This is a genomic window from Paenirhodobacter populi, from assembly GCF_004022215.1.
Taxonomy (GTDB): Bacteria; Pseudomonadota; Alphaproteobacteria; order Rhodobacterales; family Rhodobacteraceae; genus Rhodobacter; species Rhodobacter populi.
The window spans coordinates 1-12,198 of sequence record NZ_SAUZ01000029.1 but is presented as its reverse complement, the minus strand read 5'-3'; the positions used below and the strand labels follow the sequence as shown (position 1 = coordinate 12,198).

Sequence of the window (12,198 nt, the reverse complement as noted above, 5' to 3'; positions counted from 1 at the left end):
TCGATCCCCCGCTGACCTGACCGCACCCTCGCGCTGGAGCGGGCCAGCGGCGGTCACTCTGCGGACGAAGCTGCCGCTCAAACAGCGTCGAGAAATGCGCGAAAATCGGCAGCGTCCGCGTGGACCAGATTGGAGGCACGCGCATCGCCATGCGCGGCCAGATAACGCCCGACCATCTCATACCCGAGGGAGTAGCCCACCCATGCCGGGAACTCCTGTGATCCGAAGAACCATTCCGCATGGTTGTAGTCGGCGCTTTGCCAATCAGCTTGAGCTTTGAAAAAGTAGGGGCGCAAGGTGCTGGCCGGTAGTTGCTCCCAAGGGTCGCACGCGCCGCCATAGACTTCCTGTGCGAAATGCCCAGCCAACCCCTCTGAAACAAGCGCCTCACCGAGTGTTTTGCCATACCCTGGACCGTCCCACCGCGAGGAGTGGTGCAGTTCATGCGCCAGCATCCGTTCCAAAGACTGTGATGGGTTTGTTCGCAAGATAGGGTTTTCTGGGTCTACGGTAACGTAGATCAGCCCTCTTTCGGGAGCATATCCCAGATGCCCCTTCTCAGGAATGACGGCTTTGCCGGCCCTCATGATCACATCCGTATCAAGCAGCGGCAAATGCTTAGCAGACACCACAAAAGCATCGTCCAGCCGCTCTGAAAGCCATTTAGCTATGCCGGTAAGCTGATGGCGGGCGTTGATGATATGCAAGGTCATCTTGGGCATGGTTGGAAGCATCGCATCTGAATGCCAATGACCGCAATGGGCTCCGAACAACATGCCGCGGGACAGCAAGTGGCATCTTTGGCCGAAATGGGCGACCTAGTCCCCGGACAGAGAAGGCCGGCCGAGGCTGTGTCAAAACTCGGTTCAGGCGCCGCACCGGAGAATGCGGTTCTCCACAGTGGCACCTATGTTCACATCGGCGCGCGCAGATGGCCTAAGGGTGGCTTCGTGAGGGAATTTCATTCTAAGCCACTGTCATAAAGGTGAGTTTTGACACAGCCTCGGCCCTTTGCGGACGTTCAGTTCACCTGCGATGCGTCTCCTGAGTCCGCCAATCCGGACGATCAACTGTGGCACCACACACCAGTCTGCTTGGTAGGTCCCTTTGAGCCACTAACTCGGATGGATTACCGCTCACACCGCTGATACTATCGTTTAAGGTGTATAGGGGACTCATGTGAACAACAGCCAGTACATTTCTTTGTCACGACGCTTTGTCGAAATCCAATCGGCAGACTTTGACAATGAACCGGATAGCATTTGGGCTTCTCTCGCGACCCGCGAAACGGGTAAAACGTGGGAAGAAATTCTTACAAATGATATTTCTGTTCTCCTTGGTACCGCCGGATCAGGCAAAACAACTGAAATTCGTCAGCATGTAAAGCGCCTCGTTAAGGATGGGCAAGACGCATTCCTGATGCGCTTGGAAGCGCTACAAGATGGAACTTTGGCGGATTCATTTGATTTCGAATTGGATGACCAACGCGACCGATTTGAAAAATGGAAGCGATCAAGAAAAGGTGGGTATCTATTTTTTGACGCGCTCGACGAGGCGCGCCTGCCGTCTTCACGCAATGAGAGTGCGCTAGAAAAAGCCCTAGACATTGTCTCACGTGAAGTTGGACGACGACGGGGGCCCCTTCACGTTCTAGTCACCAGTCGCCCAAGCGAGTGGCTTGGGGAGGGCGATGTAAGACTTCTAACTCGTTTCATAAAGCAGACACGCGATGCCAAACAGGACTTGGGAAGAGACGGCCCGAGACACAAGATTTATCGCCTAGCACCGCTGGCGAGTGGGGACATTGAGAAATTTGCTGTTTCTCGCGACGTAGAGCCCACGGATTTCATACACGCCGTAAACGCCCATCTTTCCACGGCCCTAATCCAACAACCATTGGATGCGAATCTATTCCTAGATGTTTGGGAAAAGGCCATTGATGAAGGCCGCTCCCCCGATGAAGTATTCAAATCAAGACTTCAAGTCATGCGCGATTTGGTGGCATGGCGGCTGTTCGGGCGCTCTGAAAACAAAGATCGCTTGAACATTGACATTCACCGGGCAAGCAAGGCCGCAGCAAAACTTGCAGCCTTCGTGGTTTTGTCAGGTAAACAGGATTTTTCTGTCCTGCCGTTGGCAGCAGGCGATGCCATGAATGCAGCAAATATTCTGTCTACAGATGTGGAAGCTTGGACACCTACAGAGGTTCGCCAGCTGCTCGCCTGCGGGCTGTTTCAGCCATCTTTTGGGGGGCGCATCCGGTTCGCCCATCGGGAGATACGGGACTTCCTTGCAGCTGAACATTTCGACGCAAGCTTGCGAGCAAGAGCACATTCCGAAGAAACAATCGCGCCACTTTTTGCCGAGGGTCTAGGGCGTCGGTCGATTCCACAGTCAACAGAGCACGTGATGGGCTGGTTGGCGGCCTTGAACAGTTCCGCCAAGGCGGCTGTGGCGAATGTGAGGCCGGCGCTGCTAATCGAGACTGGAGACCCAAAATCACTATCTGTAGGCGATAAGGTGATCGCGTTGCGCCATCAAGCGCGCCTCTACGACGAACTTCGCTTCAGAGGCGAGTGGTTCTATCATGATGATGTCAAGCGCTTCACACACCCTGACTTATGGCCTGTAGTCGATGAACTTCTAGACAAATCTAGTTCTCCCGAGTTAACCGACTTTTTGATCGAGGTCGCTAGATTTGGTCGAATGAAGCCGCTTGCATCCAAACTGGCGGGCTATGTCAAAAATTCAGGAATTGGCTATCGCAGCAAAGCGGAAGCGTGTGCTGCCCTCGATGAAATAGGAGATGATTCATTTCGCGCTGATGTCATGTTCGAAGCCCTGACGACCACGCCGCCGGATGTCGAGGATACGGATTCTGCTCCTAACTGGAATATGTTCTTGTTGAAGGCATTGAAGTACGGCTTCTGCGAAGCTGCCTTGCTCGACGGGATTGCCATTCTTTCGAGAATTCACAGAGAACGCTCCAACTATTCATCTGCAACATCTCAGTATTTGATCGAAATACTTGATGGCCTGCCGCGACCCCAAAAACAGTTGTGGCTGTCAATATTGCTGCGCTTTGCATTTGCCGGCTGTTCCGAGAGCCGCTACCGAATGCCAGACGCTTCGGATCGCTATAGAAGGTTTGTGCCTGCCATTATCTATTTGGCTTCGGAGTTATTGGGTGATGAGGGGTTGCACCCAGACGATGAAGACTTACTTGATGCCATTGAGATGGCGATGGGCAAGGATCACAGGATCGACGTTTTTGGCCGCAAAGCGCCGACAAAGCAACTCGCGAGTGGCCTTCGGGCGCGACCGGATGTCAAGCACGCTCTCGTTCAACGACGAATAGCACTATTTTCTGATCGAGTTCAGCGGAATCGCGTTCCGTTTGGAGTGATCCACCCTTTAGAATTTGATGATAAGGATGAAAATGGAGACGTTTTCGATCAGTCCGATGTGTCTCACTTTTGCGAACTCGCATCAAAGATCTCCGATCAAAATGATCGGGCGTTCTTGCTTGACCTGTCAGGAACCATTTTGGAGAAACTTCGAGGGAAAGAGCATAGGAATGCGTTGGGTGAGTTCAGAAAATATTTGAGAATTTATGGGGACGACGATCAGCGGCGACAATTTGGTGTCCGCGGCTGGTATCTCCGAACAAAATCTTGCGTGCAACATCAATATCGCTATGATGCTCTGAGGTGGTTCCAGGGAAGGAAGGAAGCCGTTCATTTATGGCGAACCGCCCGAAGGAATCGGAAATTCATTTCGAGAAATAGTAAAAGCATTGTTGCTGGTGAATTTGATAAGCGCAATGCGGTTTGGCTTTTCGAAAAGGCTCCAAATGATCTTGGAACCGGGACGATCCGCGCAGTCCAAGAAGAATATGGCTCTAGTATTGCGCAGTTATTCAGCGATGGCATGCGGCAATACTGGAAGGCCCATGATACGAGCTACGCTGAAAGACGAACATACCTCGGCCACATTGGCTTAGCTGGCATCAACTTGGATTACTCATTGGGAGAGATGCCCAGAGATGCAGACCTTGCCCGCAAGGCTTTTCGCTACGCGTTTCACGAGTTGAACGGCTTTCCCGAATGGGTTGATGAGCTAGCGCAGGATTTTCCAAGCCAATTTGTCTCTGAGATCAAAGGTGCGTTGCTGTCAGACTTCAACACTAAGCAAGGTGACGATGACCACCACGTTTCTGATTGCGTGAGAAAAATTGCTTACTCGGGTGTCAGAACTAGAAGCCTAGTGGCGCCGATGCTCCTGCGGATGATGATGCGTGATCTTCCAAAGAACCGCCGTGATAGAATGCTCTGTCTAGACGTCGTGGCACGCGCCCCTGCTGTCGAGCGGAACCGCCTTTCTAGGTTTCTTGTCTCAGGCTATCGAGCGGCGTTGACCCGGTTTGATTTCAGAGAGGCGTGGGTTTGGCTTGATGGTCTGATGGACGCGAACTCAAACGCCGCTAGAAGCGTGTTGGTCTCGACCTTTGGTGATCTCCACAGCGCCGGACAGAGGGCACTGTTTTTCGAATACTTGGGGCACGAGAAAAACAATCCTGCTCTAGGGGAAGGATCGGACCCTGTGAGAGGTGAATATAAGCACGATCCAATTCTTCTAGAGTGGTTGGTTCAAGCATCTTACTTGGCATGGCCTCCCGAGAACGATGTGAAGCATGAGACTGTGTACTCGCCGGGTAAAGCTGACCACGCAGAAAGCAACAGGCGAAACTACACAAGCATGTTGGCGGCCTTTCAAACAGCCAGCGTTGTCAGCGCATTTGAACGACTGGCCAAGTCAAAAATGCTTGTGGGCTACCGGGATACGTTTTTGTACCAGATCGAGTTGATGAAGCGAGGGGCAGGAAGACGGACTGAGTTTTCACCTGATGAAGCAATTCAGTTCCTCAACGATCAGTCCAAGGCACCCGCGACTGTGGAAGAGTTCAGGAAGCTTTGCCAATCGCATCTAGCGACGCTCCTCGAACGGCTCCACACCTCCGACGATGATGAAAGCGCATTTTTCCGGCGTGGCAAGGCATTAGAAGCTGACTTGAGAAATTGGCTAGCCGCCCGGCTTAGAGAGGTGGGGGAGCGCTACTACACGGTCATCCGGGAGCAAGAAGTCGCTGGTGAGAAACGGCCCGATCTCAGGCTGCATTCGAGGGTGGACGCCTTGGGGAAGGTGTCAGTTGAAATCAAGCTTGCCGATATGGAGCATTGGAAAGGAGACCAATTGGTCGCCACTCCTGATGAACAGCTCTCAAAACAGTATTTGTTCGAAGCTTCATCTCACACCGGCATATATGTTCTTGTTAATGCGTCCCTCCCTAGGGAGGACGTGATGGACAAGAAAACTAAGGGTGTCAAAAGAAGCGCCTTCCGAAAGACTGTCGCGGGTGAAGAAGTAAACTTCGCAAGACTCGCTGCACTCGTGGGAGATAAGTGTGCGGAAGTAAATGATGGCCTTTCTGACGGTAAGATGGTGGTCGCAGTTACGCGCGACATCTCGGAGAAACCGTCCGACACTATGTAAGCGGGACTCTGTTAACCGAACGGCCGCTTTGCAGGTCTACCCTTTGAAGTCTGCAATCGCGGCAAATGGCCGCTTTCCGCCCCTGGCGGCGGTTCCGACTGAGATTTCGCTGCAGTCCGTCCGAACGGCCGCTCTGACAAGGTTTCTGCGTCTGCCACGCTGCACTGCCATCAGTCGGCTCTCCGCCCTTTTGGTACCGCCGCTCACAACAACCGCGAAGGCGAGAACCGCTGCGATAATTGAGGTCTCCGCGCTTCTCGCCTTCGCTAACGTTGAGGTCTGTTACTCTGGTTGTTGGTTGGTGCCGAAGGTCACGCGACGGGGTGCAGAAGCTTAACGCAATCGGGTGCCGATTTCTCTGCGAACCAGCAGGATCGCCCCGGAATGGTGGTTCGACGACCCGGCCTGGCGTCTAGGGTTGCTGCGTGGCGCTCTCTTGACCGGTATAAGCCCCAAAAGAGTGAGAGATGGGGGAGAGAGGGGCGGCAGGTCGCGACCGGGAGAGAGGCTCCCGGGGCTTGCCCGGAGAATTTCCATGACACAGTTCGAGATTCTGGACCTCGCGGGCCCGAGGCGCAGCAGCGGCTACAAGGGGGATGTCGGTCGGGGTGAACGGGTCGGCCGGGTGTCGTCGGAATGGTTCAACCGTCCCGACGATGAACGCTATCTCTCGCTCGATGATCTCTGGTCTTCGGTGAAATACCGCTCCGAGCGCAGCCGGACGCGGATCGTCGAGGCGGCGCGGATCCATGTCGAAGCCAGTCGCGACAATGCCGAGCGGATGCAGATTCACCTGCCGATGGAGGAGACTCCGTTGGCGCCGACCCACTGGGCGTTCGGCCAGCTGGCGGCCATGGCCGGCGCGCCGCCCGCCGATCTTCGCCAGCTTCCGGCGCCTCTGGCGGGCATCAACCTGCAGTATGGTCTTTCCTCCTGCCGTTCCGAACAGATCAAGACCTTCGAGACCGAGGACGGCCGGGTCGAGCTGCGGGCGGTGACAGGGTCGGATTATGGCCGTATCCACGATCACGAACTGATCGAGGCGATCCAGAAGATTGCAGGCAATGGCACTGGTGATACGCGGTGGAAAGTGCCGGGCGTCCTCGATTGGTCGACGGGGGTGTATAATCCCGATGTCGGTATCAGCCGCGCTACCACGACGCTCTATGCGTCCGATCGCGATGTGTTCGTCTTTCTGGTCGACGATTTCAACCCGATTGAGGCGGGGAAACTCCCCGATGGGTCGCCGGATCTCTTCTTCCGTGGCTTCTACGCCTGGAATTCGGAGGTGGGCGCGAAGACCCTCGGGATCGCGAGTTTCTACCTTCGCGCGGTGTGCCAGAACCGGCAGCTCTGGGGCGTCGAGGATTTCCAGGAAATCACCATCCGGCACTCGAAATACGCCGCTACCCGGTTCGCGCACGAGGCCGCGCCGGCGCTGACCCGCTTCGCCAATTCTTCGCCGCAACCCTTCATCAACGGCATCAAGGCGGCACGGCAGCAGATTGTGGCACGCACCGATGAGGATCGCCAGGAGTTCCTGCGCAAGCGAGGGTTTTCCAAGCCGGAGACTGCGAAGATCATCGACAAGGTCCTCATGGAAGAAGGCCATCCGCCGGAGTCCATCTTCTTCGTTCAGGGGATCACCCGGCTTGCACGTGACAAGCCCCATCAGGACGCCCGGCTAGAATTCGAAGGCAAGGCGAAGAAACTGCTCGACCGGGTCAGCTGATCCGGCACCCGCCGGCCTCCCTGCCCGCGGCGTTCTGAGCAGGGTGAACTTTACACGGCATCGCGGCGCCTATCTGCACCGGATGCCGGTACCGCCTTCCTTAAGGCCAGTTCCCCGCATCGCCATTCTGACGGTGGGGCAGGGGGCTGGTCCCAATCCCATGAGGATCAAGATGCAGACTTTCGACGACAAGGTGGATGGGCATTGTTGCAGAAGTCATTCGATGGCCTGACTTTCCCCTTTCCCGTTGGGTTCAGGCCACGCGTTCGATCTCGGCAGTGCCGAGTGCATTGAAACGGTTCATGAGTGCAACGCGGATGTGGACTTCGGCTGTCTGGCGGTCCGGGTCGCGTGATGCAATGCGTTCCCCGAACGACTTGAGACACCTCATCCTGGCCTCAATCCGGCTTCGGACGTGATATCCTGACCAGCGTTTCCAGGCTGCCCTTCCCAGGCGTTGTGTGGCCTTGAGGATCTCGTTGCGGGGCGAGACATTGTCCGCCACTGGTCCGAGGACCATGTCGAGCGCGGCGGGACAGTTCTCGCGCCATCGCCGCCCGTTCTTGCGGATGGGTATGATCGCTGTGCCGCCGCGCTCGAGGATCGCGCTATGGCATCGCCTTGTGTCAAAAGCGCCATCGCCGGTCACGGTGCCGATCTGTTCGTCAACAGGGATCTGGTCCAGCAGATGGGGCAGAACGGGGCTGTCGCCCTTGTCGCTCGAGGTGAATTCCACGGCACGGATGTCGCCGGTGGTCGTGTCCATCGCCAAATGAACCTTGCGATACTGGCGTCGGCGCTGCGTGCCGTGCTTACGCGCAAGCCACTCCCCATCCCCGAGGAACTCGATCCCTGTGCTGTCCACAAGCAGGTTCAGCGGGCCGGACGCGCGGCGGTTCGATATCTGCACCGTGATCCGCTTCTGTCGGCGGCTCACGGTAGAAAAGTCCGGCACCGGCCAGTCGAGACCGGCCATCAACAGAATGCTTGCCACCATCCCGGTCGTCTGGCGAAGTGGTAGCCCGAACAGAACCTTCACCATCAAACAAAACTGGACAGCTGCATCGCTGAACACCGGCGGTCGGCCGTTGCCTCCGACCTTCGGCGCAAACCACGTCATGTCCTTGTCCAACCAGATCAGCAGGGAACCGCGCCGCTTCAGGGCCTCGTTGTAACTCTTCCAGTTCGTCGTCCGATAGCGGGTAGGGTCAGGTCTCGTCATCTCAGACCATTAACCACATGGATTCCTCGTGTGAATCCCACGGCCAAGGAACTTCTGCAACAACGCCCATAGAAAGCGATCATTAACTCTGGTTTCTCACAACCTTCGCTATCCGTCTGGCTCATTCGATTGATGCCGCGGCCTTTTCAATCACCTTCGCCACCTCGGCGGATCTGGTCATCGGCAACAAGTGGCCGCCGTCCATCTCGACAACTGTCGCGCCTGCCCGGACGGACATGCGGCGTTGCAGATCCGGCGAGATGATACGGTCGTCTGTTGCGACGACAGACCAGGCGGGGACAGTCTGCCAGGCAGCATCCGTGGCCTGATAGCTGAAGATCACCGTGTTCGAGGCCGTCTGCGCATCCGCCGTGAACCGGGCGTCGGCTTCCGGCAGGCCCGTCGCCACATCCGCGATCCAGGCTTCGCGCCCGAGCAGATAATGTCCGTCGGGGAAGACCCGCATCACCTCGGGTGACAGTTTCGACGGCGCCGTCGCGCTCAGCGTGGCGATGGTCTCGCCCCGATCCGGCAGGAAAGCGGCGACATAGACCAGTGCTTTCACATCCTCATCGACGCCTGCCTGGCTGATGACGAAACCGCCGTAGGAATGGCCGACAAGGACCACCGGACCCGTTACGGTTTCAAGCACGCGCCGGGTGGCGGCCACATCCGCCTCGACCGAGGTCAGCGGCAGTTGCACGACCGCCACCTCGTATCCGTCCGTCGTTAGCCGGTCATAGACCGCGCGCCAAGCGCTGCCGTCCATGTTCGCGCCGTGCACCAGAACGATTTCGGGCGTTTCGGCACTCGCCAGCCCGGGCAGGGTAGCCAGCAGCAGCGCTGTTGTGCCGGCCAGAAGCAGATTTTGCGGAAGGGCCATTTCGGAAACTCCTCGGTTGCTTGTTTCCTGAGATAGCTTTGCGGGGAGACCGAGACTATTGTGATAGATGTGAATGGGTCTATCACTGTGGATGATGTATGGATCGACGTGACCTTGCCGACCTGCTGTTGTTTCAGACCGTTGCCGAAGAGGGCAGCTTTACCCGGGCGGCAGCCCGATTGGGCCGCGCGCAATCCGGGCTGAGCCAGACCCTTGCGGAACTGGAGAGACGGCTGGGCGTGCCGCTTCTGGCCCGTACCACCCGTAGCCTGCGCCCGACAGAGGCGGGGCAACGGTTGCTTGACCGCCTGTCGCCCGCATTCAGGCAGATCGGAGAGGGGATCGAAGAGCTGCAGCAGGGGCGGGGCCGGGTTTCCGGTACGCTGCGGCTGACGGCGGGAGAATATCCGGCGCGCGCAATTCTGATACCGGCCCTGGCCGGATTCCTTGACCGTTATCCCGATGTTTCGGTCGATCTGGACGTCAGCGACCGGCTGATCGATATCGTGCAGGGTGGTTTCGATGCCGGCATCCGCTTTGCCACGCATCTGGAGCAGGACATGGTGGCGGTGCCGCTCGGCGGCGATGTCCGAGCGGTGGTCGTGGCCGCGCCCGCCTATTTCGCCCGGCGCGGGCGGCCCGAACGCCTCGAAGATCTGGGTCGCCACGACGGCATCAACTACCGGCTGGCCAGCCACGGCGACATCTTCCGATGGCTGTTCCGGCAAGGCGAACGGACCGTACAGGTTCCGGTCGGCGGTCGGATCGCGCTGAACGATGCGCCGGCGATGACCGAAGCGGCCTTGGCTGGGCTGGGCCTCGCCTACACGTTCGAGCCCTTTGTGGCAGATCATCTGGCTGCGGGGCGACTTGAAACCTGTCTCGAGGACTTCTGCCCGCTTTGGTCGGGATATCACCTCTATTATCCGAGCCGCCACCAGAAGTCCGCACCGCTCGCGGCTCTGGTCGATTATCTGCGTGCGGGGCCGAGCCTGGAGAGCGGTGGCGGCCAGACAGTTACGTCTCACACGGCCCGCAAGCTTCCCTGAAGCGGTGCCGTTGTTTTCCGCAGCGAAAGCGGAAACGGAGACCCTGATTGAGCATGATCCACGTCGGTGTCGAACCTGCGAGGTTGTCTGGACGCCTAACCCCGTGCCTCCTGCCAGTTGGGATAGGTGACATAGGCGGTGACAGCGCCCTGTTCGTGCGAGCGGATCGTGACCTTCTGGCCCTTGGGCATATGGACGATCTCGCCCGGTCCCGCGGTGACGGTGCCCGAGGTCCCGGACACCGACAGCCGCCCCTCGAGGACGACCACCACATCATCGACGGCCATCGTCTCTTCGAGCGTCTGGTTCGGCCCATAGCGCCCGTAGCCGATGGTGATCGGGGAGCCGTGGCGCTGATCGACCAGATTCCCCACGAAAACGTCTCCGTCCTGTCCGGGGGAACGTTCCAGCACCGCGTCGGTGATGGTGAACTTGCGAATCTTCATGGGAATTTCTCCTTCCAGATGGCCCGCCCTGTCAGGGCAGCGGGGTTCGATGGCTGGGTTCCAGCTTGTGCGCGTCATCCTCCTGCGCTGCCGGAATGCCTGAACTGGTGCGCGACCGTCCACCGAACCAGCCCCGTGACAGGTCATGCTGTGTCGCGGCAAGTGGAACGTGGGCCCGAGGGAATGCCACGGTCGAACGCAGATTCCTGATGAAGCTTCGCTCCGTTCGCGCCCTAGCCGTCGAGCCCCCAAAGTTCCGGGTTCCGTTTGAAATATGCGATCAGCATCTCGGTCAGCACCCGCACTTTCCGCGTGGGATGCTGACCCGGCGGGCGGACGACATACGTTGCCCCCGGAGGCACCGGATAGTCTGTCATGATCGGAACCAGCGCGCCGGAGGTCACATATTCATGTGTGATGCAATCGGGGAGCCACGCGATGCCGAGACCTGCCGCCGCCGCCGCGGCAAGTGCCGTGGCGCTGTCGGCCTTGAACCTGCCCTGCGGCTGGACCGTGACAATCCTGCTGCCATCCATGAATTGCCAGGCTTCCGTTCCCTGCATGAGGGCTTGATGGGCAAGGAGTTCGTCCGGAGCCTCGGGCGATCCATGCACCTTGATGTACTCAGGGCTGGCGACAAGCTTTCCATGGATCGGCCCGACGCGCTTCGCGATCAGGTTTGAATCCTGAAGGTAGGCGCCCCGTATCGCGCAATCGAACCCTTCGGCGATGAGATCGACGAAGCGATCGCTGTAGGAGGTATGGATGTGCAGCTGCGGGTGCAGGCGCGCCATTTCCGCGAGCACGGGGGCGAAGTGGGTCGGGCCGAAGGTCAGCGGCATGGCGACCCTCAGGCGGCCGCGCAGCTCACCACCCGGATGGATCGTTTCCCGGGCCGTATCGATCTCGGCGCTGGCCCGGGCCGCGTGGTCCCTGAAGGTGATGCCCGCTTCCGTGAGCGCGGCGCCCCGGGTCGTTCGTGCCAGCAGTTGCACGCCAAGCTCCGCTTCAACCCGAAAGAGCCGCCGGCTGACGATCGACTTGGAGACGCCGAGCCGGCGCGCGGCGGCCGATACGCCCCCGGCATCGGCCACCGCGACGAATGTCTGCAGATCTTCGATGTCCATTCCGGTGTTCCCCACTTCGCGACACAGCTTGCCTGACTATGGCACTATCGCGTCGGGAGAGGGAACGGCAAGTTGCGTGCAGGCCATGTCGCCCTCTGGCGCAGGCCCCCCGGCGGACACTCCCGCTCACATGGTAACGGAGGAAACATCCATGACCTTTCGCAACGGCCTCGATTCGCTGCTTCG

8 protein-coding genes are annotated in these 12,198 nt (G+C 58.3%); 3 read left to right on the top strand and 5 right to left on the bottom strand.

Going from position 1 to position 12,198, the window contains the following annotated elements:
* Positions 1-77: 77 nt before the first annotated feature.
* A complete protein-coding gene (locus D2T30_RS19320; protein WP_128210200.1) occupies positions 78-722 on the bottom strand; it encodes a DUF2268 domain-containing putative Zn-dependent protease in 645 nt (214 codons plus the stop codon).
* 457 nt (positions 723-1,179) lie between these two features.
* On the opposite strand from D2T30_RS19320, the gene D2T30_RS19315 reads away from it, so the two are divergent.
* Both D2T30_RS19315 and D2T30_RS19310 read left to right on the top strand, forming a co-directional pair.
* Positions 1,180-5,553 carry an NACHT domain-containing protein gene (locus tag D2T30_RS19315; RefSeq protein ID WP_128210199.1) on the top strand — a complete coding sequence of 1,458 codons (4,374 nt, stop codon included), beginning with the start codon at positions 1,180-1,182 and terminating at the stop codon, positions 5,551-5,553.
* A gap of 535 nt (positions 5,554-6,088) precedes the next feature.
* Complete coding sequence (locus D2T30_RS19310) at positions 6,089-7,285, top strand: DUF932 domain-containing protein (protein ID WP_128187714.1); 1,197 nt, start codon at positions 6,089-6,091, stop codon at positions 7,283-7,285.
* A 253-nt stretch (positions 7,286-7,538) separates the two neighbouring features.
* On the opposite strand, the gene D2T30_RS19305 is transcribed toward D2T30_RS19310, so the two are convergent.
* Positions 7,539-8,507: an IS5 family transposase gene (locus D2T30_RS19305; RefSeq protein ID WP_128186173.1), complete on the bottom strand. Its 969-nt coding sequence runs from the start codon at positions 8,505-8,507 to the stop codon at positions 7,539-7,541.
* Between the two features lie 121 nt (positions 8,508-8,628).
* A complete protein-coding gene (locus D2T30_RS19300) occupies positions 8,629-9,390 on the bottom strand; it encodes an alpha/beta hydrolase (RefSeq protein WP_128210198.1) in 762 nt (253 codons plus the stop codon).
* Between the two features lie 98 nt (positions 9,391-9,488).
* Here D2T30_RS19300 and D2T30_RS19295 point away from each other — a divergent pair, with 98 nt between their 5' ends.
* The gene (locus D2T30_RS19295; protein WP_128210197.1) at positions 9,489-10,439 is read left to right on the top strand and encodes a LysR family transcriptional regulator; all 951 of its coding nucleotides are present in this window, start codon (positions 9,489-9,491) and stop codon (positions 10,437-10,439) included.
* Between the two features lie 95 nt (positions 10,440-10,534).
* On the opposite strand, the gene D2T30_RS19290 is transcribed toward D2T30_RS19295, so the two are convergent.
* Together D2T30_RS19290 and D2T30_RS19285 are read right to left on the bottom strand one after the other, a co-directional pair.
* Positions 10,535-10,885, bottom strand: a complete 351-nt coding sequence (locus D2T30_RS19290) for an ethanolamine utilization protein (protein WP_128210196.1) — start codon at positions 10,883-10,885, stop codon at positions 10,535-10,537.
* A gap of 233 nt (positions 10,886-11,118) precedes the next feature.
* Entirely contained in the window at positions 11,119-12,012 is an 894-nt protein-coding gene (locus D2T30_RS19285) for a LysR family transcriptional regulator (RefSeq protein ID WP_128210195.1), read from the bottom strand.
* Positions 12,013-12,198 lie beyond the last annotated feature (186 nt).

What these genes read in the sequence shown, in the direction of transcription:
- D2T30_RS19300 (WP_128210198.1), bottom strand. Translation starts at nt 9,390, where the DNA reads ATGGCCCTTCCGCAAAATCTGCTTCTGGCCGGCACAACAGCGCTGCTG.
- D2T30_RS19295 (WP_128210197.1), top strand. Translation starts at nt 9,489, where the DNA reads ATGGATCGACGTGACCTTGCCGACCTGCTGTTGTTTCAGACCGTTGCC.
- D2T30_RS19290 (WP_128210196.1), bottom strand. Translation starts at nt 10,885, where the DNA reads ATGAAGATTCGCAAGTTCACCATCACCGACGCGGTGCTGGAACGTTCC.
- D2T30_RS19310 (WP_128187714.1), top strand. Translation starts at nt 6,089, where the DNA reads ATGACACAGTTCGAGATTCTGGACCTCGCGGGCCCGAGGCGCAGCAGC.
- D2T30_RS19285 (WP_128210195.1), bottom strand. Translation starts at nt 12,012, where the DNA reads ATGGACATCGAAGATCTGCAGACATTCGTCGCGGTGGCCGATGCCGGG.
- D2T30_RS19320 (WP_128210200.1), bottom strand. Translation starts at nt 722, where the DNA reads ATGCCCAAGATGACCTTGCATATCATCAACGCCCGCCATCAGCTTACC.
- D2T30_RS19305 (WP_128186173.1), bottom strand. Translation starts at nt 8,507, where the DNA reads ATGACGAGACCTGACCCTACCCGCTATCGGACGACGAACTGGAAGAGT.